The organism is Collinsella sp. AF23-2, from assembly GCF_003459245.1.
Taxonomy (GTDB): Bacteria; Actinomycetota; Coriobacteriia; order Coriobacteriales; family Coriobacteriaceae; genus Collinsella.
The window spans coordinates 19,492-44,612 of the sequence record NZ_QRVG01000013.1 but is presented as its reverse complement, the minus strand read 5'-3'; the positions used below and the strand labels follow the sequence as shown (position 1 = coordinate 44,612).

General features: G+C 59.9%; 21 protein-coding genes and 1 pseudogene. 11 read left to right on the top strand and 11 right to left on the bottom strand.

All coding sequences use genetic code 11. The features are described from left to right. Window positions 1–115: 115 nt before the first annotated feature. The 3 genes from DWY03_RS06540 to DWY03_RS06530 all read right to left on the bottom strand — a co-directional run bounded on the left by DWY03_RS06540 (window position 116) and on the right by DWY03_RS06530 (window position 3,388). Window positions 116–472, bottom strand: a complete 357-nt coding sequence (locus DWY03_RS06540; RefSeq protein WP_117840239.1) for an Hpt domain-containing protein — start codon at window positions 470–472, stop codon at window positions 116–118. A gap of 23 nt (window positions 473–495) precedes the next feature. Further along, a complete protein-coding gene (locus DWY03_RS06535; RefSeq protein ID WP_117840238.1) occupies window positions 496–2,379 on the bottom strand; it encodes an HD domain-containing phosphohydrolase in 1,884 nt (627 codons plus the stop codon). Between the two features lie 211 nt (window positions 2,380–2,590). Continuing rightward, on the bottom strand, window positions 2,591–3,388 hold the full coding sequence (locus DWY03_RS06530; protein WP_158558631.1) for an alpha/beta fold hydrolase: 798 nt from the start codon (window positions 3,386–3,388) through the stop codon (window positions 2,591–2,593). A 176-nt stretch (window positions 3,389–3,564) separates the two neighbouring features. Between DWY03_RS06530 and DWY03_RS06525 the strand changes: the two genes are divergently transcribed. The 3 genes from DWY03_RS06525 to DWY03_RS06515 all read left to right on the top strand — a co-directional run bounded on the left by DWY03_RS06525 (window position 3,565) and on the right by DWY03_RS06515 (window position 6,369). Then, window positions 3,565–4,341, top strand: coding sequence for a radical SAM protein (locus DWY03_RS06525; RefSeq protein ID WP_117840236.1), 777 nt, complete (start codon window positions 3,565–3,567; stop codon window positions 4,339–4,341). 74 nt (window positions 4,342–4,415) lie between these two features. Continuing rightward, window positions 4,416–5,303, top strand: a complete 888-nt coding sequence (map, locus tag DWY03_RS06520) for a type I methionyl aminopeptidase (RefSeq protein WP_117840235.1) — start codon at window positions 4,416–4,418, stop codon at window positions 5,301–5,303. 130 nt (window positions 5,304–5,433) lie between these two features. Further along, the gene (locus tag DWY03_RS06515; protein WP_117840234.1) at window positions 5,434–6,369 is read left to right on the top strand and encodes a D-2-hydroxyacid dehydrogenase; all 936 of its coding nucleotides are present in this window, start codon (window positions 5,434–5,436) and stop codon (window positions 6,367–6,369) included. 232 nt (window positions 6,370–6,601) lie between these two features. Here the strand turns inward: DWY03_RS06515 and DWY03_RS06510 are convergent, their stop codons facing one another. From DWY03_RS06510 to DWY03_RS06500, 3 genes are all read right to left on the bottom strand, one after another. Then, window positions 6,602–7,096, bottom strand: a complete 495-nt coding sequence (locus DWY03_RS06510; RefSeq protein ID WP_117840233.1) for a PIN domain-containing protein — start codon at window positions 7,094–7,096, stop codon at window positions 6,602–6,604. After that, window positions 7,089–7,469 (bottom strand): translation repressor RelB, encoded by a 381-nt coding sequence (locus tag DWY03_RS06505; protein WP_117840232.1) that lies wholly within the window; start codon window positions 7,467–7,469, stop codon window positions 7,089–7,091. Before DWY03_RS06505 ends, DWY03_RS06510 begins: the two co-directional genes overlap by 8 nt. A 214-nt stretch (window positions 7,470–7,683) precedes the next feature. Next, a complete protein-coding gene (locus DWY03_RS06500) occupies window positions 7,684–9,069 on the bottom strand; it encodes a M18 family aminopeptidase (protein WP_231500799.1) in 1,386 nt (461 codons plus the stop codon). Window positions 9,070–9,230: 161 nt separating this feature from the next. On the opposite strand from DWY03_RS06500, the gene DWY03_RS06495 reads away from it, so the two are divergent. The 3 genes from DWY03_RS06495 (at window position 9,231) to DWY03_RS06485 (ending at window position 12,888) form a co-directional block, all read left to right on the top strand. Beyond that, window positions 9,231–10,316, top strand: a complete 1,086-nt coding sequence (locus tag DWY03_RS06495) for a carcinine hydrolase/isopenicillin-N N-acyltransferase family protein (RefSeq protein ID WP_117840231.1) — start codon at window positions 9,231–9,233, stop codon at window positions 10,314–10,316. Window positions 10,317–10,454: 138 nt separating this feature from the next. Continuing rightward, window positions 10,455–11,534: a 6-phosphofructokinase gene (locus DWY03_RS06490; RefSeq protein ID WP_117840230.1), complete on the top strand. Its 1,080-nt coding sequence runs from the start codon at window positions 10,455–10,457 to the stop codon at window positions 11,532–11,534. A 433-nt stretch (window positions 11,535–11,967) separates the two neighbouring features. Continuing rightward, window positions 11,968–12,888, top strand: a complete 921-nt coding sequence (locus tag DWY03_RS06485; RefSeq protein ID WP_117840229.1) for a helix-turn-helix domain-containing protein — start codon at window positions 11,968–11,970, stop codon at window positions 12,886–12,888. A gap of 514 nt (window positions 12,889–13,402) precedes the next feature. On the opposite strand, the gene DWY03_RS06480 is transcribed toward DWY03_RS06485, so the two are convergent. Together DWY03_RS06480 and DWY03_RS06475 are read right to left on the bottom strand one after the other, a co-directional pair. Then, window positions 13,403–16,168, bottom strand: coding sequence for an FtsX-like permease family protein (locus DWY03_RS06480; protein WP_231500800.1), 2,766 nt, complete (start codon window positions 16,166–16,168; stop codon window positions 13,403–13,405). Window positions 16,169–16,173: 5 nt separating this feature from the next. Beyond that, complete coding sequence (locus DWY03_RS06475; RefSeq protein ID WP_055286850.1) at window positions 16,174–16,875, bottom strand: ABC transporter ATP-binding protein; 702 nt, start codon at window positions 16,873–16,875, stop codon at window positions 16,174–16,176. A 271-nt stretch (window positions 16,876–17,146) separates the two neighbouring features. Here DWY03_RS06475 and DWY03_RS06470 point away from each other — a divergent pair, with 271 nt between their 5' ends. The 3 genes and pseudogenes from DWY03_RS06470 to DWY03_RS06460 all read left to right on the top strand — a co-directional run bounded on the left by DWY03_RS06470 (window position 17,147) and on the right by DWY03_RS06460 (window position 18,530). Next, on the top strand, window positions 17,147–17,785 hold the full coding sequence (locus tag DWY03_RS06470) for a GyrI-like domain-containing protein (protein ID WP_117840228.1): 639 nt from the start codon (window positions 17,147–17,149) through the stop codon (window positions 17,783–17,785). A gap of 170 nt (window positions 17,786–17,955) precedes the next feature. Further along, window positions 17,956–18,303 (top strand): annotated as a pseudogene (locus DWY03_RS10340) (Abi family protein); the annotation flags it as partial. Window positions 18,304–18,335: 32 nt separating this feature from the next. Further along, complete coding sequence (locus DWY03_RS06460; protein ID WP_117635684.1) at window positions 18,336–18,530, top strand: chloride channel protein; 195 nt, start codon at window positions 18,336–18,338, stop codon at window positions 18,528–18,530. Window positions 18,531–18,736: 206 nt separating this feature from the next. On the opposite strand, the gene DWY03_RS06455 is transcribed toward DWY03_RS06460, so the two are convergent. The 3 genes from DWY03_RS06455 to DWY03_RS06445 form a co-directional block, all read right to left on the bottom strand. Continuing rightward, a complete protein-coding gene (locus DWY03_RS06455; RefSeq protein WP_231500801.1) occupies window positions 18,737–19,315 on the bottom strand; it encodes a methylated-DNA--[protein]-cysteine S-methyltransferase in 579 nt (192 codons plus the stop codon). Window positions 19,316–19,768: 453 nt separating this feature from the next. Then, the gene (locus tag DWY03_RS06450; protein ID WP_117840226.1) at window positions 19,769–20,794 is read right to left on the bottom strand and encodes an aspartate-semialdehyde dehydrogenase; all 1,026 of its coding nucleotides are present in this window, start codon (window positions 20,792–20,794) and stop codon (window positions 19,769–19,771) included. A 173-nt stretch (window positions 20,795–20,967) separates the two neighbouring features. Beyond that, window positions 20,968–22,356: an aspartate kinase gene (locus tag DWY03_RS06445; RefSeq protein WP_117840225.1), complete on the bottom strand. Its 1,389-nt coding sequence runs from the start codon at window positions 22,354–22,356 to the stop codon at window positions 20,968–20,970. A gap of 104 nt (window positions 22,357–22,460) precedes the next feature. Here DWY03_RS06445 and thrC point away from each other — a divergent pair, with 104 nt between their 5' ends. Then, window positions 22,461–23,978 (top strand): threonine synthase, encoded by a 1,518-nt coding sequence (gene thrC, locus DWY03_RS06440; RefSeq protein WP_117840224.1) that lies wholly within the window; start codon window positions 22,461–22,463, stop codon window positions 23,976–23,978. Window positions 23,979–24,179: 201 nt separating this feature from the next. Beyond that, window positions 24,180–25,061, top strand: coding sequence for a homoserine kinase (thrB, locus tag DWY03_RS06435; RefSeq protein ID WP_117840223.1), 882 nt, complete (start codon window positions 24,180–24,182; stop codon window positions 25,059–25,061). Window positions 25,062–25,121: the final 60 nt, after the last annotated feature.

Sequence of the window (25,121 nt, the reverse complement as noted above, 5' to 3'; positions counted from 1 at the left end):
GGCCCGCTAGTTCGCGAACCGCACAACAGACAAGGGCGCCCCGCCGGCCACATGGTCCGGCGGGGCGCCCTTTTGCCTGTACGCGGCTGGCACGCAGCCCAAGGCTCACAGCCTCTTACTCGGCCACCTCGCGCAGGGCCGACATCGTAGCCGCATATTGCTGCTGCAACGCATGCATTCCCGCGCGAGCGCCGTCAACGGCATCGGCGCCGCGCAGCGCCTCGGTCACCACGACCGCCGGCTCGTACAGATTATCGAATCCCAGGTTCTGGCTCACGCCCTTGAGCGTGTGAGCTGCCATAAACGCTTCCTTGGCGTCTCCTGCCGCCATGGCGGCCTCCAGCTTGTCCATGCTCTCGTCATCCAAAAACTTGAGGGCAAAGCGGGCAAGCATCTCCTCGCCCATCAGCCGAGCGCACGCGTCATCATAATTGGCGCCAATCTTCTCATACGCCTCACGCATGGAAATCATGGGTTAAAACTCCTTTGGTCAAACTAAATCGTAGGAAGCGCAACGACCTCAGCAGGGCGCGCCAATGTTTCGGCAATACGGTCTTGCACCTCGAGCAGGCAGTCGAGCAGCAGCGGGTTAAAGGTACCGCACTTACCGTCCAAGATCATCTGGATCGCTTCCTCGTGCGGGATAGCATCCTTGTACACGCGCACGCTCGTCAGCGCATCGTACACGTCGGCCACCGAAACCACCTGCGCGGCGATGGGGATATCGTCGCCCTTAAGGCCGTCGGGATAACCCTTGCCGTCCCAACGCTCGTGGTGCCAGCGCGCAATCTGGTACGCATATTCCATAAGCGCATTGCCGGCGTGATGGCGGCCCAGTTCGAGCAGCATGTCGGCACCGATCGTGGTATGCGTCTTCATAATCTCGAATTCCTCGGACGTGAGGCGCCCGGGCTTGTTGAGAATCGCATCGTCAATCGACATCTTGCCGATATCGTGCAGCGCCGAAGCCAGGGCAATCGTGGAGCGCTCCTCGTTGTCGAGGGAGATGTTGTCGCTACGGTGGACCAGGCAGCCAAGCAGCAGCTCGGTCAGCTTCTCGATGTTCGTAACGTGCCTGCCGCTCTCGCCGTTGCGAAGCTCCATGACGCCGGCCATGATGTCGATGAGCATGCGACTGTTCTTGACGCGCTCGTTGTACTGCTGGGACAGCAGGCTCGTCAGGCGGCGCTGTTTGGCGTACAGGCGGATGGTGTTGCTTACGCGGCGGCGCACGATACGGGAGTCAAACGGGCGGTTGATATAGTCCGAGGCGCCCAGCTCGTACGCGCGCAGAACCATATCATCGGAATCTTCGCTCGAAATCATGATGACAGGCAGATTGTCGATACCCGTTCGGCGCGACAGATCGGCCAGCACCTCAAAGCCGCTTATGCCCGGCATGACAATGTCCAGCATCACGAGCGACAACTCATCGCCATAGCGGTCGACCATGTCGAGCACCGCGCGACCGTTATCGGCCTCGAGGATGCAATACTCGTCCTTGAGCATCTCGTTGAGAATGGCTCGGTTCATCTCGGAGTCATCGACAATAAGCACCGTAGGCTTTTCGCTTTGGAAGGCCTCGATGGATTCGGCATCGGTCACGACTGTACCGGCTTTTGCCTTAGCGCGGCTCAATAATTGGACAGCCTGGCTAACACCCTCATCGACCGTTTCGCCATTAATGCGAACGCCACCAACGCATGCCGTCAAGCTAACGCGCTCATGCCCCGGAATAATCGTGGAATGAATGGCATCGGATACTTGACGCAGGCGACGGGCAAAGTCATCAGAGGGAATATTGGGCATGACGGCCACAAACTTATCGCAGCCAAAACGCACAAGCTCGTCAGTCGAACGAACACCGCTGCGTATGGCCGTCGCCACGGCACCAAGCGCAAGGTCGCCGGCATGGCGGCCATACGTATCGTTGAAGGCCCTAAAATCATCAAGGTCGATCACGGCCACGCCGGCCTGCATACGGGCGCTACGAAGCTTTTCCTCGTAATATCGGCGATTGCGCACGCTCGTCAGCACGTCGGTGTAGACAAGGTCCTCTTCTGCGGCCTCTTGTTCATCAATCGGACGCACCATCAGCAGAACGTGAGGCTCGCCCTCAACCATCAAAGAGCGCAGGCGAGCGCGGTACTCAACGCCATCGTTGAGCAGCCGTTCCGACACCTCATCGGAACCCGCCGCCAAGGCTTCAAGACTTGACTGGCGCAGACAGGGACACCGTTCGCCGGCGAGCAGGCAGTTAGGATCGCCCTTAATCTGATCGACAGACAGCAAACGCACCACGGGGTAGGTCTTCGCGACACGGGCGACCTCGGCGGCAGCCTCCTCGTCGGTTAGATTGGCCTCGTGATTATTGAGCATAGGGGGCCCTTTCAGTAGTTTTGCTTGGTAGCAGTGGGTGCCAAATGTTACAAGGGTAGCACCTTGTCGATGCAGGTACGCACGTGAATACCGTTTCTTTTTCATGAGTTGGCAGACGGTAGGGCTGAAGCCGCAGCCGTAAGGTTCTGGGCGCATCTGTTAACACGGTCGAAATGTTTACGGGAAAAGCCCGTTTTGATTATTGCGGCTGCTAGAACCCTAGGACGCCACGGACGGCCTGGGCAGCCGCTACCGGTCGATCGCGCAGCCCGTTGTGCGCGCCGGGGACCGTTACGAGCGGACAGCCCAAAAGCTCAGCCGACGCTCTCGTGCCCGCTTCGCGGGGCGTGCCAATCGAGAGCTCGCCCAAAAACACGGCGGCCACTGTTTTCGATGCGCGGACGCGATCCCAATCGGGAACGCAGGTCATAATGATCCCGTATTCGTTTGCCATAAAGCTGCGGCCGTTGCGCAGGGCATGCTTGGCTTCCGCCTCGGTTGTCTTGGGAGCTTGAGGATCCGAATCACTGATGGCACTCAGGAAGGCTCTTAATGCCCTCGAGACCTTTCCCGCAGCAATCATCTCGAGCAAAACCGGGGCCGTGCCCAGGCCAGCGCCCTCGTTTTTCACGGCGGGTTCGTGCAGCATCGCGCGCGAGACAATGGCCGGGTTTGTACGGAGAAGCTCCAGGGTCACCAGCGTACCGGCGCTGTGCGCGAGGACATTTGCCGGGGCGCCGACATGCTCGATAACGGCCTGCAGGTCGGCGGCCTGGGCGGCGAGGTCGTAGCGCCCGTCCGCGGCATCGCCGCTCTCGCCGCAACCGCGGCGGTCGTAGGCAATTACGCGATAGCCGCAGGCGAGCTCGCGGGCGATCCCGTCAAAAAATGTGCCGTCGACGCAAGCGCCGTGCACGCACACCAAGGCAGGCGCATCCGACGGCACGCCCGGCTCGGCAAACTCGCGACAGGCAATCGTGGTGCCCGCATTCTCGACCGTAAAATCCATGTTGTGCCCCATCGCCTTGCACCTTGTTAACGCATTAACTGTACCCAACCGGGAACCTCTCATAGCGCGGACATCGAGGGCAGCGTGAAAAAACGAAATCTGAAAAGCACAAGCCCGAATCAGACTTTGGCACCGATGCTATGCTTAGGCACAACTGTCCCAAGGAGCATATGCCTATGTCTACGTTTTTAAATGCCAGCCCCATCTTTGGACCGGTGCGCAGTCGCCGCCTGGGCCTTTCGCTCGGTGTCAACATGATGCCGGCGTCGGGCAAGATCTGCACGTTCGACTGCATCTACTGCGAGAACGGCCTTAACGCCGAGCGCCCCTGCCATGAGCCGTATAACACGGCCGCCGGGGTGCTCGACGCACTCGAGGCCAAGCTGCGCGAGATGGCAGCCGAGGGCGAGCTGCCCGATGTAATCACCTTCGCCGGCAATGGCGAGCCCACCGCCGCACCGGAGTTTCCGCAGGCTATCGCCGGCGCCATCGCACTTCGCGACCAGCTGGCCCCGAACACCAAGATCGCCGTGCTCTCCAATGGCACGCGCGCTGACCAGCCCGCTGTGCACGATGCGCTCATGATGGTCGACGACAACATCCTCAAGCTCGATACGGTCGACCCGGCTTTTATCCAGCTGCTCGACCAGCCCGTTGGCCCCTACGACGTCGAGCACCAGATCGAGACGTTCGCGAGCTTTAACGGCCACGTTATTATCCAGACGATCTTTTTGAACGGCGAGTACCAGGGCAAGTCCCTCGATAACACTGGTGAAGCGTACGTCGGCCCTTGGCTCGCGGCGCTCGAGCGCATTCGCCCGCAGGAGGCGACCATCTACACGGTGGCGCGCGAGACACCGGTCGCCGGCCTTGCCAAAGCAGCGCCCGTGGTGCTCGACACAATCGCCGCACGCGTGCGCGCGCTCGGCATCCCCTGCCAGGCGAGCTACTAGCAGAACCGCACAGACTACCCGGTACTTGGCTGATGGGGTGGGCTATACTAGCTGCGAATGAAAGGAAGTTAGCCATGTTTGACAATGGACTCGTGCCCGGCCGCAACGACGCTTGCTGGTGCGGCAGCGGCAAAAAATATAAGAAATGCCACAGTGCCTTCGACGAGCGCCTCGAGCGCCTGTGGGAAGAGGGCTGGGAGGTTCTGCCCCGCACGCTCTACAAGACGCCCGCCGATATCGAGGGCATCAAGCGTTCGGCCGCCATCAACGTAGGCGTGCTCGACTACGTGGGCGAGCACATCGCCGCGGGCATGACCACCAACCAGATCGACCAGATGATCTACGACTACACCGTCGAGCATGGCGGCACGCCGGCCGATCTCAACTACGAAGGCTACCCCAAGAGCGTGTGCACCTCGATAAACGACGTGGTCTGCCACGGCATCCCCTGCGATACGGACGTGCTGCACGAGGGCGACATCATCAACGTGGACTGCTCTACGATCTTGGACGGATACTTTAGCGACTCGAGCCGCATGTTCTGTATCGGCGAGGTCTCGGCCGAGCGCCAGCGCCTGGTCGACGTCACCCGTGCCAGCGTGGAGGCGGGTCTGGCCGCCGTCAAGCCGTGGCTGCCGCTCTCCGTTATGGCCGAGGCCGTGCAAAAGACGGTCGAGGACGCTGGCTTTAGCGTGGTGCGCGAGTACGGCGGACACGGCATTGGCAAGGAGTTCCACGAGGACCCGTTTGTGGGCTTTACCACCGAGGCGCCCGATGTGGACACCATCATGGCCCCGGGCATGGTCTTTACCATCGAGCCCATGGTCAACGCCGGAGCGCCCGACATCAAGATTAGCAAGGGCGATGGTTGGTGCGTGCGCACCAAGGACGGCAGCGATTCGGCCCAGTGCGAGGTACAGCTCGTGGTGACCGAGGACGGCTACGAGCTGCTCAGCTGGTAGCCGCGGATGCGCCGGATGCTGACGGGCACGCTCGTCTTGCATCCGGCGTTTTTGTTTGAACGTTTTGTCTGATAAAACCTGCCAAAATAAACCTGTCCCTTTTTGGCAGGTTAAGCGGAGAGGAATTCTCTTGAACATCTTGGTTTTGCTGCCCGCCAACGATCGTCACCGCGCAATCCTCGAGTCGAGCGCTCCGGGCGAGGACTTTATCTACACGAGCGCCGACGCCGTCACGCGCGAGCAGGTTGCCGACGCCGACGTGATCCTGGGCAATATCGACCCTGCCCTGCTTACCGCATGCGAGCACCTCCAGCTGCTGCAACTGCAGACCGCGGGCTATGACGATTACTTGGCCGCCGGCACCGTGCCAGCCGACGCTAGGCTTTCCTGCTCGGTGGGCGCCTACGGCCAGGCCGTGAGCGAGCACATGTTTGCCATGGTCCTTTCCATGATGAAGCGCCTGCCCGGCTATCACGACTTGCAGCGCGAGCATCGCTGGGAGGATTTGGGGCCGGTCACCTCGCTCAAAAATGCCAACGTGCTGGTGCTGGGCGCGGGCGACATTGGCGGCCACTTTGCCACGCTCTGCCGCAGCATGGGCGCGCACGTCCGCGGCATCAAGCGTCATCCGCTCGTCTATCCCATTGTGTTTGAGGACATGGACGGTATGGACGCCCTGCCCGAGCGCCTTGCCGAGGCTGATATCGTCGCATCCTTTATGCCCAGCACACCCGAAACCCAAGGCCTGGCGAACGCCGAGTTCTTCGCCGCGATGAAGCCGGGCGCCTTCTTTGCCAACGGCGGCCGCGGCGATCTTGTGGTCGCCGACGACTTAGTTGCCGCCCTGGAGTCAGGACATCTCGCCGGCGCCGCGGTCGACGTCACCAACCCTGAGCCGCTGCCTGCGACAAGCCCCCTGTGGGATGCGCCCAACATGCTCATCACGCCGCACGTCTCCGGCTGGTTCCACCTGGCAGCCACGCTCAACAACGTCATAGACATCGCCGCGGAGAACCTGCGTCACCTGCAGGCCGGCGAAACCCTGCGCTGCTGGATCGAACACTAAGAATTACGCCGTTTTACAAACGGCGTAATGAGCCGACGCTGCGAGCCCGTCTGGACGGCAATCTGCCTTTCAACTTCGGCGGCATGACCAGAAGGTCAATGCCGCCTTGTTTCAAGGCACCTTGCTCGCCCAGACGGGCTCTCGCTGACTTTTGTTCAACCTGTAGGGACTGGCTGGCGCGGCCCTGCCTGGGGGCATTCGCTGACTATTATTCGGCCAGTGAGGTTTAGAGCTATTTGAGCGTTGTTAGATAGTTTCTTGCGTTTTCGACGTTCATTGCTGCGACGGGTGCGTGTGAACAGAGTTTGGCATCGTTGGTGACCAGGAGATCTGCCTTTGCGCGCATTGTCGCAGCGATGATTAAATCGTCTTCGTAATCGCTATGGAGATTGCGCTGCTTGTTCGCCATCCATATGTCACTCAGGTCGCAGGGTACCGGCGTGGCAAGTTGCGACAACACGTCGAGGCAATCCCATGCAAGTGATGTCGCCGCCACGGCGGCATCTTGGGATAGTGAGCCATGCTCGCGCCGATACCACGCCTTATGTTCGCTCGAAATCAAATAGAACATGTCTTTGGACGATGTCGCCGCATACAGCAAATCAACCTGAGCCGCGCATGCATCACGTAGAAACTCAATCGCCGCCGAACGACCGCGTCGCTGGGGAATGAAGTAATCGAGCCACACGTTGGTGTCAACCAAGATGCGCTTTGGATTCTCACTCACAGAGCCAGCTCATCTCCTCGTCGTAGCGATCTGCATAGGCGTTCCGTTTGAGTTCTTCATCGCCCGAGGGCTGAGCCTTGACCATATCGATTCCCGACTCACGACAAGCGGTAGCGAACAGCTTCGACCCCTGATCTATGAGCTCGAGCTTACGTTTGGCGGCCTTTTCGTGCTCGCGCTGTTCCGCCCGGGCACGACTGGGCAGCAGGATATCCTCGAGCGCACCGGGGCGATCGGCCAGCGACGCTGCAAGCTGCCAGAGCGCTCGCACCGCTTGGCTCGGCGTCATACCGGCCCTGGAGAGAGCGGCGTCCCCGCTCCTTTTAAGATCGGCATCGAGACGTACGTTGATCTGAGCGGCTGTTGTGGTCATGGCCCCTCCTTAATACTTCAAGACTATCATAAAACTCTATGGTAGATACGTAAAGCATGTATAGCATTTATAAGCAATAGCCGTACTCTGTACACAAAAAGCCGCCGAGGCACATTGCACCTCGGCGGCTACGCATCACCGATCTAGTTCGGTTTCACCCTTTGTTTTCACCCAGATAAAACCTGCCAAAATTAACATCCCTTTTTGGCAGGTTTTAGAGCTCCACACTTTCGGCGCCGTTGATGGTTAGGTTGCGCTCGTAGAAGGCGGTGAGGGCGTGGATGGCGTACATCACGTCGCGCACGCCGCCGGTCTCGTAGCTCGAGTGCATGGCCAGCTGCGGCAGGCCCACGTCCACGGCATGCATGCTCGCCTGCATGTTCGACAGGTTGCCCAGGGTAGAACCGCCGGCCATATCGCTCTTGTTGGCAAAGGCCTGCGTGGGCACGTCGGCATCATCGCAGATAGCCTGGAACACCGCGCGGCTAAAGGCGTCGGTGCAGTAGTGCTGGTTGGCGGCCTCCTTGATGACGATGCCGCCGTTGAGCACAACCTGGTTGCAAGCGTCGCACTTCTCGGCGTGGTTGGGGTGCACGGCATGCGCGTTGTCGCAGCTCACGAGCATCGAAGCGGCAAGCGCACGGTGGTACGACTCGTCGTCAAAGCCCAGCGATCCGTTGATGCGGCGCAGCGCGTCGGCCAAGAACGTCGACATGGCGCCCTGCTTGGTCTCGGAGCCAACCTCCTCGTTATCAAAGCAGCAAAAGACCGAAACGTCATGCACGTTCTCGGCACCCAAAAATGCCTGCAGCGAGGTGTAGGCGCAAGCCAGGTCGTCAAGTTTGGGCGTCGAGATAAACTCGTCGGCCCAGCCCCAAATGCGCGCATCCTGGCGGTTAACCAGGAACAGATCGCGGCCCAGGATCTGCTCAGGCTCAACATCCAGCTCTTCGGCGATCAGGGCGTCAAAGTCGCCCTGCTTAAGGCCACCAGCGCTGATGAGCGGGCACAGGTCAACGGCTCGGTTGGGAGCAAAGCTCTCGTTGACGCCACGGTTCATGTGGATGGCAAGGCTCGGAATAATGGCAACCTCGCGCTCGGTGGCAAGCAGGCGGCTCTCAATACGGTCGCCCTCGCGCACCAGTACGCGACCCGCAAGCGCCAGCGGGCGATCGAACCAGGTGTAGTCGATCATGCCGCCGTAGGCCTCGGTGTTCAGGCGCAGCGTCTCGCCCGCGCCGTCGAGCTCAGGCACGGCCTTGACCTTAAACGTCGGCGAGTCGCTGTGCGACGCCGTCAGCTGAAAATGGTAGTCGCCGGCAACGCCGTCCTCGCCCCACGTCGCAGCCAAGTCCTCGCCCACCTTAAAGGCGATAACACTCGAAGTATTGCGCTGCGTGTAGTAACGACCGCCCGGTTCGATATCCCATGCCGCGTTCTCGGGCAGATAGGTAAAGCCCGCCTCGTCGAGCTCGGCCATAATGGTCGCCGCCGTATGGAACATGCTGGGGCATGCCTCGATAAAGTCGATAAGGTCGTTGGCTGCCTCGATATCGTCGGCCGTCACGTGCACGCGCTCGGGCGCTTCCTGATCCGTCATGTTCTCCCCTTTCGCTGGGCTGATGATCCCCTCCAGCATACCCCGCCACGCCAGCGCCGCACTCTTCATTCCGTGCTTAATTCCGCGCCGCTCACCAAGTTGAGCCATCATGCCCGCGCTCCTTTTGCGACAATTGCGCTAACAGGACGAGAGGAGCCGTCATGAAGCCACGTAACATTGCTATCGCCTGCGGTGTCGCGGGAGTCGCCGTCGGCCTTGCCGCTGCCGCCGGCATCGTTTACCGCAAGCAAATCAAGTCCGTTGCGTCGCTCAAACGCTTGACCGACTATGCGGATGGCTATGACCTGTACGCAATCGACATCGCTTACGACTACGACCTTGACCGCATCATCGCAACCGATGTGCGCGATGACCAGGCCTACATTGATGCTGTGGTGGCGCAGGTGTTGCCCGGTGTGCCGGCACATGTCCAGGCGCCCCAGTTTGCCTGCAGCGCTTTTGTCGCCGTAGATGCCGAAGGCCGCGTGCGCACCGGTCGCAATTACGACTTTAAGGACGACACCTCGGCGCTGCTGGTGCGCAATCACCCACGCGGCGGCTATGCCTCCATCGGGTTTGCCGCCCTTAACAACCTGGGCGATAACACTCCGCTTGACTCCGTCGGCGGACGCGCTGCGGCGTTGATGGGCCCGTTTGCCCAGCTCGACGGTGTTAACGAATGCGGCGTGTCCATTGCCGTGCTCACCCTGGATTCCAAGCCCTGTGACCAGGACACAAAGCGCCCCGTCATCAATACCTCGCTCGCCATCCGTCTGGTGCTCGACCGCGCGGCTACCACGCAAGAGGCCGTCGACCTGCTTTCCGCCTACGACATGCACGCCATGGCCGGACGCGATTACCACTTCTTTATCAACGACGCCGCCGGTGACGCGCGCGTAGTAGAGTGGGATCCGCGCGATCCGGACCGTGCTTTCAAAGCGACTCCTGTACGCCAGGTTACGAACTTCTACGCCTGCTATGGCAACGAAGTGTTGCCCAACCAAAAGAATGGCGAGCTGGGCCATGGCAAGGAACGCGTCATCGCAATCGCCGATGTCCTCGACGCCCATGTCGGTGCCCAAGACGAGGCAGTCGCTTGGAAGGCCCTGCGCGCTGCGGCGCAAGAGCCCAATCCGGAAGACATCACCAGCAACACGCAGTGGTCGGTCGTCTTCGACAACACCGAGCCCGCTGCCGCCATCACGCTGCGCCGCCACTGGGGCAACGTCGATGCCTTCGCACTGTAAGGAGCCAGGCCCGTCGGCCTTACGTTCCCTGACGTTGCTTACATTTCTATACGCTTGAGCTAACACGTTTTACCCCCGTATCAACAGTGTGCGGGGTAAACTTATGCGCATGTTATAACTTGCCCGGAAGGATTCATCATGCTCAGGATCGGTCTTCTTACCAGTGGCGGCGACTGCCAGGCGCTCAACGCCACCATGCGCGGCATTGTCAAAACGCTCATGACCAATAGCGAAGAGCCTATCGAGATCTATGGTTTTGAGGACGGCTACCAGGGCCTTATCTACAGCAGGTTCCGCGTCATGTCGCCCGCCGATTTTAGCGGCATCCTCACCCGCGGCGGCACCATCCTGGGCACGAGCCGTACGCCGTTCAAGCGCCTGGATGTTCCCGAGGCCGATGGCGTCGAGAAGGTGCCCGCTATGGTCCACACCTATCATAAGCTGCAGCTCGACTGCCTGTTTATGCTGGGCGGCAACGGCTCCACCAAGACCGCTAACCGCCTGCGCGAAGAGGGCCTCAACGTTATCGCCCTGCCCAAGACCATCGATAACGACACCTGGGGCACCGAGCTGACGTTTGGCTTTACGAGCGCCATCGACGTCGCTACCAAGTGCATCGACGACATCCACACCACCGCCTCGAGTCACGGCCGCGTGTTCGTTATCGAGATCATGGGCCACAAGGTTGGCTGGATCCCGCTGTACGCCGGCGTCGCGGGCGGCGCGGACGTCATCCTGATTCCCGAGATCCCCTACGACATGGACAACGTCATCAAGACCATCGAGCATCGCATGGAGACCGGCAGCCGCTTTACCATCGTGGCCGTCGCCGAGGGCGCTATCTCCAAGGAGGACGCGGCGCTGTCCAAGAAGGAATACAAGAAGAAGCTTGCCGAGCGCACGAGCCCGTCGATCGTCTACGACATCGCCAAGGAGATTGAGGCCAAGACCGGTCGCGAGACCCGCGTCGCCATCCCCGGCCACACGCAGCGCGGCGGCCAGCCCGATGCCCAGGATCGCATCTTTGCGACCCAGTGCGGCGTCGAGGCCGCGCTCGGCTGCCTGCGCGGCGAGTTTGGCTACATGATCGCCCTGCGTGACGGCAAGATGTGCCACATACCGCTCGAGGAGGTCGCCGGCAAGCTCAAGTATGTCGACCCCCAGAGCGACCTGGTGCGCGAGGCCAAGGCGTTGGGCATCAGCTTCGGCGACGAATAGCCTCGGCTGGAATCCACCCCATCGGGCCCTCCGACCCCGCCCGACGTATTTCGATTTGGCTCCTCCCTTGACTCCGTCAAAGGTCGCCAATCGAAATCGTCGGGCGGGGTCGGAGGGCCCTGCGTTTACATACTCGCCGAGGCTATTCGTCTTCTTGCTGCGGGTGCCTGGTCTGAAATTCAGTTGCGGTGAAATAGTTCCTGCTTAGTCCGCAAATGGCTGAATCCAAAAACTATTCCACCGCAACTTACTGAGTGGGGGCTCTTGGCTGCTACTTGCACTGACATTTGTCCTGAAATGGCTGGTCGTTAGGGATTGCTACCGGTAGTTGCGGTAGGGTTGGGGCAGATTCTAACTAGAAATGGTGGTCGCTACCGGTTGTTCTCGGCATACTCGGCTCATTCGATTCGACCATCAAACGAAAGGAACCACCATGGATCTTGCGATGGCACAGCGCCTCGTCGATCGCCGCAAGGCTGCCGGGCTTTCTCAGGAGGCGCTTGCCGCCCAGCTGGGTGTGAGTCGTCAGGCTGTCAGTAAATGGGAGCGCAGCGAGTCCTCACCCGATACCGATAACCTCATTGCGCTCGCCGCGCTGTATGACGTGTCGTTGGACGAGCTGTTATATGGGGAGGCGGCCAACGATGCCGACGACCTGGAGGACGGTAGCGCCGACACCGGGACGGCGGATGTGGCTGACGAGGCCGAGGATTCTGCCGAGCACGCCGATTGCGGCGACAAACCACTTGTCGATATTTCCCTCGCGCGCGGTATCCACGTCATTGATCCCAATAAAGGCGAGGAAGTCCATATTGGTTGGAGCGGCATCCATGTGACCAACGAGCGCAAGGGCGAAGAGGTGCATGTGGGGCCGGACGGCGTGCATATCGATACGCTTGAGGACGATGGACATAGCGTACGCACCAATGACGACGGCACCGTCACCATCGACGGCGAGACGTTTTCCAGCTGGAAGGAAGCACACGACAAGCTCGACCATCATGGCAAGCATTTCCACACCAAGGTCGGACGTGCATGGAACAAATTCCCCTTCCCCGCACTTGTCACTCTCGCCTATCTGGTGCTCGGCATTGTCTACGGCACATGGGGCATGGGGCTTTTCCTCGTCTTTCTGGTTCCCGTCTACTACGCGATTGGTGACTTCATCGATCGGCGCCACCTGTCTAAGCTGATCGAGGCCATCTACCCGGCAGCCGCCATCGCTTGGTTCCTCTACATGTGGCTCTGTTTGGGACAGCCCCATCCTGCATGGATCATCCTCATCACGATTCCCGTCATAAAGGCGCTCATGCGCTGGTGCCGCAAACAATGGAAGCACCGCAAACAGGCCTAACACGCTCCGACCCACCAGCACCCAACCACCCCCGCCCTTCTCCTAAGTTGCGGTGAGATAGGGACTGTTTTGAAGCTCCAAAGCGCCAAACAGTCCGTATATCACCGCAACTTACAAACAACTGGGTCAGTTCCGGCACGGAGATTAGCATTGAGCTGACCGCGCGCCAAGAAAAGGGCCTATTTACTACGTTTAACTCGAGAGGGCCGACCATACCCGCCTTTTCCGAAAACTGGCAAGCCATCTACCTGCGGTTTTAATTTCATAATCTTTGTCACGGTCGAGGGTGTGGTAGCAAACGTAGTAGATAGGCCCATTTTGTGGCATACGACCCATACAAGCCCAATCTCGAAGGCCAAAGAGAGCCTCTCATCCACGCCTGCGAGCGAAAACCAAATAGAATGAAAGGCAAATGGAAAGCCCGTTTGACGGGGCAAACGCCGGGCCACCTAATGGTTGTCCGGCGTTTGCCCCGATAAAACCTGCCAAAATAAACCTGTCCCTTTTTGGCAGGCTACTCGGCGCTCTTGAGGGCGCCGACCATGTCGATCTTATTGAGGGTGCGATTGGTAGCGAGGTTGACGATGATCGTAAAGCCGAAGGAAAGCACCACGGCAAGCACGTAGCTCAGCGGCTCGACTTCGACGTCAAAGTACAATGACGGCATCTGCAAGATGTACGTAAAGCTCTCGGCCAGCGCACCACCCAGCGGTACGCCCAGCGCGGCACCAATCGCCGTGAGGATCAACGTCTCCTTGTTGACGTAGTGGTGCACCTCGCCACGGCGGAAGCCCAGCACCTTAATGGTCGCCAGCTCGCGCTCGCGCTCGGAGATATTCGTGTTGGACAGCGTAAACACCACCACAAACGACAGGCACGCCGCCATAAAGGTCACGAGCACCACGACCGAATTGATAATCGTAAAGTTCGCCTCATAGTTTTCCCAATGCTCGGCCGTACTCGAAATCGTAAGCCAACCGTCACTCTTAAGATTCTTACTAAACGCAATCTGGTCGGCCGACGAACCCTTAAGCAGCACAAAGACGCCGTTAAGGCGTGCACTTCGACCGAACGCGCGCTCATAGGTGCCCTGCGTCATGTAAAGCGTGTTCCCCAGATAGTTGAGCGAGATGTCGCTGACTTTGACCTTGGCAACATTGAGCGACGAATCCTGGACGTGTGCCGTATCGCCCGGCTTGATCCCCAGCACCAGCTGAGAGCTCTTGCTCAAATACACATCCCCGTCACGCAGGGCGAGCGGTTCTTTGGACTCGTCCTCTAGGCGCACGTAGTCATCCAGGTCGTTCGTGCGGTCATCGGGCACCACGATCAGCTGCACGGTCTCGCTCTTTCCGCCGAATGTAAAGGTAACGTTGTCGGTCATAATCGGCAGCGTCGAAGTCACGGTCACGTCGGAATCCTTGGCTGCACTGCGCTCATCCAACGCCGCGCACGTCTGCGAAAAATCATCGGGATTGGCGACCGCCAGCAAATCGTAGCGTGTGATGTGCCCGTACTGCTTGGGCGACAGCGCGACCGACGTATCACGGATGCCCATACCGCAAATCACAAGCGCCGTGCAGCCCGCAATGCCAAAGATGGTCATAAAGGCGCGCTTTTTGTAGCGGAACAGGTTGCGTGCAGCGACCTTGTTCAAAAAGCCCATGCGGTGCCAGATAAAGCCAATGCGCTCGAGCAGAATGCGCGAGCCGGCGCGCGGGGCCTTGGGGCGCATGAGCGAGGCTGGGGTCTCAGCCATCTCGTGGCGGCAGGCGATAATCGTGGCGCCCACCACGCCCACGGCAAACAGCGCTACCGACACGAGTGATGACACGATGTCGTACGAAAGCAACATCTGGGGCAGCGAGTACATGTCGTCGAACACCGTAAACAAGAACAGCGGCAGACCCACAAATCCGATGATATTGCCGAGCACGCCACCGATCAGACACGCCCACAGCGAGTAGTCCACATATTTGGACAGGATACGCCCGCGCGAATAGCCGAGCGCCTTGTACAGGCCAATGAGCGTGCGCTCCTCCTCGACCATGCGCGTGGCGGTGGTGAGGCTGATGAGCACGGCGACGATAAAGAAGATGAACGGGAACACCGTGGCAATGGCCTCAATTGACGAGCTATCGCTCTCCACGCTCGAGTAGCTTGCGATGTTATCGCGGTCCTGGATGTACCAGGTGCATTCGCCCAGGTCAGAGAGCTCGGCGCGGGCATCGGCAAACTGCTGGTCGGCGGCGGCACGGCGCTGGTCCAGGTCGGCTTGCGCCTGCGCACGCTCGTCGCTGCCCTCGGCCATGCGATTGATGTTGTCCTGCTCAATCCCAAAGAGCATATTCGCCTGGCGCTCGGCCGCATCCAAGCTTGCCGGCGTGTCGACCGTCAGTTCCTGAGCGCGCGCTTTCTCACGCTCCTCGCGGATCTTCTCGATATTGCCCTTGACCTCATTGATCTTTGCCGCGTAGGAATCCGAATAGGAGTTGAGGCTCTTGGCTCCCTCGACGATCACGTGGACCGCGGAGTAGGAAGAAGATGTCGCGGCGTCCTCGCTCACATAGAACTTATAGTCCGCCGCCGAAGCAGCGCGAAAGGCGTTGACTGTCGAGTCAGAACTTACATCAGTGGGGTCGAGGACCTCAGCCGTAATGGTGTAATCGCCCGCGGCAAACTGGTCCTTGGCGCTTTGATTGGACGAGCTCGCGTCATTGGCGGCAAAACTCACCGTATCGCCGATTTTCTTGCCCGATGCCTTCAGGAACTTCGAAGTCACCGCGACTTCATCGGCGCTCTCGGGCAAATCGCCGTTCACGAGCACCGGCTGATCGATGTTCTCCTTGGAGAGACTCTGCACGACCACGCGCTCTCGCGTTGTACCCACGGCGGTGTAGGCGGTCTCGGTGTAGATGCCCTCGGCCGTCTCGACACCATCGACCTCTTGGATGGCGGCGAGATCATCGTCGGTCAGGCCATAGGTCGACTGGACGTTGATATCGTAGACATTCTGCTGGTCAAAGTAGGCGTCGACCGAATCGCACAGATCCTCGCAGCCCGCCTTAAGGCCGCACATCACACTCACGCCGAGCGCGGTGATGACCACAATGGACAGGAAGCGCTTAAGGCTGCCTCGGATTGTGCGGTAGATGCCACGGCGAAAAACCGTCGGCACCATATCGTTTGAGCTTTGAGCGGTACGGTAGGTCGTAAACTCCCGGTCGCGCTCCGTGTGCTTAGCATCGCCGGTTTGGCTGTTTTGGCGGTCTTGGTCCATGGGCGCTACCACTCGATCGTCTCGATAGGCACGGGATTTTGCTGAACCGTCTCGCTCTCCACGCGGCCGCTCTTAAAGCGGATCAGGCGATCGGCCATGGGCGCCAGCGCGGAGTTGTGGGTGATGATAATGACCGTAATGCCCTGTTTGCGACAGGTGTCCTGCAACAGTTGCAAGATCTGCTTGCCGGTTTTGTAGTCGAGTGCACCCGTGGGCTCGTCGCACAAAAGTAGCTTGGGGTTCTTGGCCAGCGCGCGGGCGATGGACACGCGCTGTTGCTCGCCGCCCGAAAGCTGCGCCGGGAAGTTGGCGAGGCGCTCACCCAAGCCAACCTGGCAAAGCGTTTGCTCGGCATCGAGCGAATCGGGGCAGATTTGCGCCGCAAGCTCAACATTTTCGAGCGCCGTCAGGTTGGGGACCAGATTGTAGAACTGAAAGACAAAACCCACGTCGGCGCGGCGGTATTCCACGAGCTGTGCCTCGTTGGCGGAGCTCACGTCGCGCCCGTCCACCGTCACGGTGCCGGAGGTTACCGTATCCATACCGCCCAGGATGTTGAGCGCCGTGGTCTTACCGGCACCCGAAGCACCCAGAATGATGGCGAGCTCACCGCGCTCGACCGTAAAACTCGCGCCGTCGAGCGCATGAATGCGGGCGTCGCCCTCGCCGTATGCTTTGATGACGTCTTTGAATTCGATATAGGCCATCGATCGGTTCCCATCTGGTCGGATAACTCTTTAGTATTACCCATTTCGCACCGACCAAAAAGGGACAGGTTTATTTTGGCAGGTTTTATATGGGGAAACGGCAGCTATAGATGAGGCGCCGGGGAGGCAGAGAAATCATCGACGGGGTCAGGCCGACCGCCAAACACAACGTACGCATCTCTATCTGTCAGACAAATCATTCGAACAGCTGTTCGTTTCTATGATATGATTCCGTTATCTAAGCAGGCCAATACGCAGAAAGGCGGCCAACATGGCGTTCGACTTTAAGAAGGAATGCAAGGAGCTCTACAAACCTGCAAGCAAGCCGAGTATCGTAACTGTCCCGCCCATGAGCTACGTTGCCGTTCGCGGCAAGGGCGACCCAAATACCGAAGGTGGCGAGTATCAAAACGCCCTGCCGCTGCTTTACGGAATCGCCTATACCGTCAAGATGTCGAAGAAAGGCTCAAGGAGTATCGAGGGCTATTTCGACTTTGTGGTACCGCCGCTCGAGGGTTTCTGGTGGCAAGACTCCCCGAGCGGCGACATCGATTATGTACGCAAGGACGATTTCAACTTTATCTCGTGTATCCGCCTGCCCGATTTCGTCACCCGAGATGACTTTGACTGGGCAGTCGCGGAAGCCACGGCCAAAAAGAAACTGGACTTTTCCGCCGTCGAGCTGCTTAAAGTTGACGAGGGTCTCTGCGTTCAATGCATGCACACCGGGCCCTACGACAACGAACCGGCGACCGTAGACGCTATGCATGAATACGCGACCGAGCTGGGCTATGTCCCCGACCTCTCAGACACCCGTTTACATCACGAAATCTATCTCTCCGATCCACGCAAATGTGCACCGGAGAAACTTAAGACTGTGGTTCGTCATCCTATCAAGCGCGCTGAATAGCGTGGAGCGTCATTTCACGCGCTAGGTTTTAAGCCAGCCAACCAGCCGCCTCCTGGGCCGTCCGGTAATTATCTTGACGCGGCCCGTCGCATCTTATAAGTTTGTTTTGCTAAAGCTGGAAAGCCTCTCAACGATGCGCAACTCCAGCTCTTTTTCTATCAAGAGGCTTAATGAAATACCAGAAGTCGCGGATATCCATCAACGAACAAATAGCACTATTGACAGAAAACAAGGGTCTTAAGTGCTCTGATCAAAGCGAACTCGAGCGAGCTTTGGTCGAAGCCAACCACTACAGACTGTCGGCCTACTGGTTTCCCTACAAAACCAAATGCAAGTCCGGGATTACCATCTTTCGCGAAGGCACAACATTCGAAACCATCATCTACACGTATGAATTTGACCGAGCCCTCCGGCAGTTAATGTTTGATGCGGTCGGCAGTGCGGTCGGCAGAATTGAGATCTACCTCAGAAGCAGAATTGCCTATCTTGCCTCTGAGGAACGCGGGCCTTTCTGTTACCCAGATGTCGCCATAACGAGGCTCAACTCGGCATGCCCGTCGAGCTCTGCGCCGCACTGGGCTACGCAGCCGTCTTTGGCAGCGCCACCAATACGCTGCTCGCACCCATCCTTATTGGCTGCGAAGTCTTCGGCTTTGGTAACTTGCCGATGTTCATTATTGTCTGCGTTGTGGCTTACCTGTTCAACATGGATAAGTCCATCTACGCCCTGCAGGAGCGGGCGTAGATCGATGTCCAGGCAGGTGGTCTCAGCCGGAAACGGTGTCCCACTCTGAGGCTGTATTCCGGGACACGGTTTCCGCTTGGAACGCCATTCGGAAAGCGCATCCCGCTTTAAAACGGAATTCCGGGACGTAGTTTCCGTCTGAGCCTCCATTCGGAAAGCATGTCCCGTTCTTTCACGGCATCTTGGCTATGCAAAGCGCTCGAGTGTTACTCCTCGTACGCGCCCTCAAGCCGAAGCAGCCACTCCTTGCGATCAAGCCCGCCGGCATATCCGTTAAGCGAGCCGTCGGCCGCCACCACGCGATGGCATGGCACAATAATCGAAACAGGGTTGCGAGCGACCGCGGCCCCCACGGCACGGGGAGACACAACGGGATCCTCGTTCCCCGGCACCCGATGGCGGGCGGCAACACGCTGGGCGATCTCACCATACGTGGCGACCTCGCCACGCGGAATAGAAAGCAGTTCGTACCAGACTTCACGCTGAAACGCCGTACCAATCATATGCAACGGCGGCGTAAACCGAGGTTCCTGCCCTGCAAAATAAGCATTCAGCCAAGCCCAGGAACGCTCAAGCACCGAAGAGGCCGCGCCATTTGTCGGACTCACCGACGACATGCCACCAATACCTGAAACCGCATCGGCACCTTCGATATGCTCGACATCTTCTTTGAGAAGCGTGGAGCCAAAATGCTCCTGCCCCTCAAACCAAAGCCCTGTCAAACCGCGGCCATCAGCGGCAAGCAAGATTTCGCCCAAAGGCGAAGGAAACGTCGTCGTGACCACCAGCGGCTCCTTTCAAAACTCCGCAACATAATACCGCGAATTGTGCAGACAACCCCAATCGACCCCAGAGTCACCCAAGGCAGCAGGCGCGCAGCGCCGCAGCTGCCGCACGACCCCAAAGTCCCCGCAGGCAGCAGGCGCAACGCGCCGCAGCTGCCGGCCGCGCCCCACAGTCCCCCAAGGCGGCAGGCGCAAAGCGCCGAGGCCGCCGCCGGGACCAGAGCTCGCAACAGCCACGCGCCCCCACATCAGCCCAGCGGCCCCAACCAACAACGGCCCCATCGCTGGCCGCTCGCAGCCGAGTCACCGCAGGCGGGGGCCGGGCTTAGTTTTCAGAACACTCCGCAGACCAGTGTGGCGCCTTGTCCGCGGCTCCGAAGGAGCAGGACAAGGCGCCACACATGGTCGAGGACGTTCTGAAAACTAAGCCCGGCCCCCGCCGGACAGGTCGCACTACTCGCAGAGCAGCTTAGCGATTTGGACGGCGTTGGTTGCCGCGCCCTTACGGATTTGGTCGCCGCAGCACCAGAAGGTAATACCGCGCGTGGCCTCGGGGTTCGAGATGTCGCGACGCACGCGACCGACCCAGATCAGGTCCTGGTCGGACGTATCCATCGGCATGGGGAAGCGATCGTGCGCATCCTCGGCGCTCATGTCGTCAACCAGCTTCACGCCCGGAGCGGCAGCCAGCGCAACACGGGCCTCGTCAACCGTAATGTCACGCTCGAACTCGAGCGTAATGCTCTCGGAGTGCGAGCGCAGCACAGGCACGCGCACGCAGGTGCAGTTCACGCGCAGCTCGGGCAGGTGCATGATCTTACGGCCCTCGTTTTGTAGCTTCATCTCCTCAGAGGTAAAGCCCTCCTCCTTGACGCCGCCAATCTGCGGAATCAGGTTGCTCGCCAGCTGGGCGGCAAATGCGCGCGGCTCGGGAATCTCCTCGCCACGGCCCAGGGCAGCAAGCTGCGCTTCGAGCTCGGCCATACCGGGAGCGCCAGCGCCCGAAGCCGCCTGGTACGTCGAGACGATCATGCGCTTCACGCCGGCGAGCTGATGCAGCGGCCACGTGGGAACCAGGCCGATGATGGTCGCGCAGTTGGGGTTGGCGATAAGGCCGTGATGCCACTTGATGTCGTCGGCATTGATCTCGGGCACGACCAGCGGCACCTCGGGATCCATGCGGAAGGCATGGCTGTTGTCGACCACGACGGCGCCGCGCTTTACGGCCTCGGGCAGCAATTCCTTGGCGATATCGTCGCCGGCAGCGCCAAGCACAATGTCACAGCCCTCAAAGGCCTCGGGGCAAGCCTCTTCGATCACGATTTGCTCGCCGCGGAACTCGACGGTCTTGCCCGCGGAGCGTGCGCTTGCCAACAGCTTGAGCTTGCCGACCGGGAACTCCTGCTCGTTGAGGCACTCGAGCATCTGGGTGCCCACGGCTCCCGTCGCGCCCAAAATAGCAACCGTGTACTGTTTCATGCTTCCCCCTTTAAAGGTTGTGGCTTTTGCCCGCACGCCGAGCAGGCCGATTATTGTTGCCAGTTTATACAAGAACAGGGCGGGCATGAAACCCGCCCCGTCGAAACGAAACCGAAACGAAACGCCCCGCCGTAGATTTTTGAGACATGACCCAAAAATCTACCGAGCAGTCGCTACTTTTTGAGCGCGGCCAGGGTGGGATCGGCCGGCGCGGGAGCCTCCAGATCGGAGACCTTCACAATGCCGTTCTCATCGGAGAAGGCACGGTAAATGGTCCGAATCGCAAGGTCGAAGTCCTTCTCCTCGACACCGATAATGATATTGATCTCGTCGCAGCTCTGCGAAATCATGCGCACGCTCACGCCGGCCTGGCCAAGCATGCCAAACAGGTGGCCCGAGATGCCTGCACGACCGCGCAGGTTACGGCCGACGGTCGCGATGAGCGCCAGACCCTCGACAACCTCGATCTCGAGCGGCTCGACCTCCTGCTGAATGTCACCAACGAGCGAGTACAGCGAATCGTGCACGTCCTGCTCCTGCACCACGGCGCCAAAACGGTCGACACCGGTGGGCATGTGCTCGACGGAAACGTCATAGCGTTCGAACACCGAAAGCGCACGGCGCATAAAGCCAACGCGGGGCTTGGTGCGGTCGCGGGCAACGTTGATGGCGACAAAGCCGCGCTTGCCGGTCACGCCGGTAATGATGGGCTCCGCCTCGCCCTCATCAGCCGTCTCGCTAATGATGGTACCGGGGTCCTGCGGCGCATTGGTGTTCTTGATGACCAGCGGAATACCCGCCTCGCGCACGGGGAACACGGCCTCCTCGTGCAGGACGCTTGCGCCCATGTACGAAAGCTCGCGCAGCTCCTCGTAGGTAACGCGCGCAATGGGCTGAGCCTCGGGAACAATACGCGGATCGGCAGAATAGAAGCCCGAGACGTCGGTCCAGTTCTCGTACAGGTCGGCGCCCAGGCACTTGGCCAAGATCGAGCCCGAGATATCGCCACCGCCTCGATCGAGCAGCTTGATCTGGCCCTCGCGCGTCGCGCCGTAGAAGCCAGGCATAACGAAGCCGCCCTGCTGGCCATACTCCTGCACCAGCTCGGAGGTGCGATTCATGCTGAGCGTACCGTCGTGATGGAACGCCACAACCGTCGCGGCGTCCAGGAACGGTAGGCCCAGGTACTCAGCCATCAGGCGAGCGGTAAAGTACTCGCCACGGCTCACAAGCTCCTCGGTGGAGTAGCCGCCCGAGCGGGCGCGCTCGGCAAAGGCCGCGAACTCCTCACGGATGGGATAGGTGAGCTCCAACTCATCAGCGATATCAAAATAGCGCTGGCCGATGTCCTCGAGCAGCTCCTCACACGACACGTGGTACTTAACGTGCGCATTGACCAGATAGAGCAGGTCGGTCACCTTGGTGTCGCCCTTAAAGCGGCGGCCGCAGGCGGAAACCACCACAAAACGGCGGGCAGGGTCGGCGTCGACGATGGCCTTGATCTTTTTGAAGTGTTCGGCGTCGGCGACCGACGAGCCGCCAAACTTGGCAATCTTAATCATGGGCTGGAGGTTACCTTTCTAAAAAGCCTCTGCGAACCTATTTTGCGCGCTCTGATACCATGGTTTCACCGATTGGGACCAAGGCATCCGAGGAGCAGTGTTATATGGGAACTTATCATAGTACACGAGGACGCACTTTATCGTGCTCAAGTAAGGTGGCAATCCGTACCGGCATCGCTCCCGACGGGGGTTTGTTTGTCTCGGACGAGCTCGGCACCCAGCAGGTCGATATCAGCTCGCTTGCAGATAAATCGTACTTTGAAATCGCTCAAGATGTGTTGGGAATGTTACTGAATGATTACACGGCCGAAGAAATTTCGGCGTGTGTCGACGAGGCATACCGCGGCACGTTCGCGAGTGAAGAGGTTACGCCGCTCGTCAAACTCGACGCTGCGCCGGGCGCTGACGCCCCTCAGACCTATGTGATGGAGCTCTTTGGCGGTCCCACGAGCGCCTTCAAGGACGTCGCCCTGCAGATGCTCCCCCGCTTGATGGCCCGCACTTCCGCCAAGGACGGCGGCGCCGAGCGCATCATGATCGTCACCGCCACGTCGGGCGACACAGGCAAGGCAGCACTCGCCGGCTTTGCCGACGCCCCGGGCACGGGCATCACCGTCTTTTATCCCGAGGGCAAGGTCAGCCGCGTGCAGAATCTGCAGATGTCCACGCAGGAGGGCGGCAACGTCGCCGTCTGCGGCATCCGCGGCAACTTCGACGACGCCCAGAGTGCCGTCAAGCGCATCTTTGCCGATAAGGAGCTGGCCGAGCGCCTGGAGGCCGCCGGCACCGTGCTTTCGAGCGCCAACTCCATCAACGTCGGCCGCCTGGTGCCGCAGGTCGTCTACTACTTTGCCGCCTATGCGCAGCTGCTGCGCGCCGGCGCCATCGAGGCCGGCGATGCCGTGGAGTTCTGCGTACCGACCGGCAACTTTGGCGATATCCTGGCCGGCTACTACGCCAAGCGCATGGGTCTGCCCGTCGCCAAACTCGTCGTGGCCAGCGACAAGAACAACGTGCTCGCTGACTTCCTGACCACCGGCGTCTACGACCGCAACCGTCCGTTCTTCACGACCATTTCGCCGTCGATGGACATCCTTATTAGCTCTAATCTGGAGCGCATGCTCTACTTCCTGTCCGACGGCGACTGCGAGCTCGTTGCCGGCCTTATGGAGCAGCTTGCCCAGACCGGTCGCTACGAGGTGCCTGCCGAGCTGCTGGCCAAGATCCAGAGCGTATTTGGCTGCGGTTGGGCCAGCGAGGACGAGGTTCGCGCCGCCATCAAGAGCTGCTGGGATGCCAACGGCTACGTGATCGACCCGCACACCGCTTGCGGCTATCACGTCTTTGAGCAGGTCGCCCCCACCGAGGGCGCCAAGGCCCGCGTGCTGCTTTCGACCGCCAGCCCCTACAAGTTCCCGCGCGCCTGCTGCGATGCCCTGGGCCTCGACGTTCCCGAGGACGACTTTGAGGCCATGCGCGTGCTCGAGCAGGCAACCAACACGGTCGCCCCAGCCCAGCTCGCCGAACTCGAGTCCAAGCCCGTCCGCTTCGAAGACGTCTGCGACGTCGATGAGATGGCCAGCTACGTAGAGCAGGCTGCAAAAAAGATAGCAACCAACTAAACCCCTTATAAGGCGCCGGCGAAAGCCGGCGCACCTTCTTTTATCAGATACCCACCGGGATGATGACGAACTGACATGCGGGTCTGCCTGTTTAGTTCGTCGCGAGTTCCGCACGAGCCGGAAAGCACTTAATGTGCTTTCCGAGCGAGCCAGGACTGCCCGAGCAGCGAACTAAACAGGCAGACCGCCCAGGAGATTCCCATGATCAAAATCACCGTCCCCGCCACCAGCGCAAACTTAGGCATTGGCTACGATACCCTCGGCATGGCCGTCAGCCTCTACTCGCACTTCACCTTCGAGCGCGCCGATAAGCTCACCATCACGGGCTGCCCCGAAGAGTTCCAAAACGAGGACAACCTGGTCTACGTCAGCTTTGTCGATGCACTGGCCGCATGGGGCGAGACGGCTTTTCCCGTTGCCATCGACATTCAGACTGACGTTCCCGTCGCCCGCGGCCTGGGCTCCAGCTCCACCTGCGTCGTCGCCGGCATTATGGCCGCCGCCGCACTGACAGGCCACACCGTCGACCGCGCCGAGCTGGTTCGCATTGCCACCGAAGTCGAGGGCCATCCCGATAACGTCGCCCCCGCCATCCTGGGCGGCGCCGTCTGCTCCTTTACGCCGACCGATTCGCTCCCCCAGTGCCTGCGCTACGAGGTGAGCGATCGCCTGCGTTTTATTACCGTGATTCCGCCCTACGAGGTACACACGAGCGAGGCGCGCAAGGTCGTGCCGCAGGAGATTCCGCTCTCCACCGCCGTGTGGCAGATGGGCCGCATCGCCGGTATGACGCGCGGCTTGGAGACTGGTGACCTCGACCTGATTGCCGCCGCCAATGACGACCGCATCCAGGAACCCTATCGTCGCCGTCTGATTCCCGACTACAACGCCGTGCGCGACACCTGCCTTAACGGCGGCGCCAAGACCATCTGGATCAGCGGTTCGGGCTCGACCCTCATGGCCGTGACTGACGACACCATCGTGGCAAAGTTCCTGCAGGTCAAGCTGCGCGAGCAGTTCCCTAAGTGTGATACGCATATCCTCACGTGCGACACCGAGGGCGCTCAAATCGAGTACCTGTAGACATCCTCCTCATATACCTGTCCGGGACGGTCGGGATGTTCCCTCAAAATCGTCCTCGCG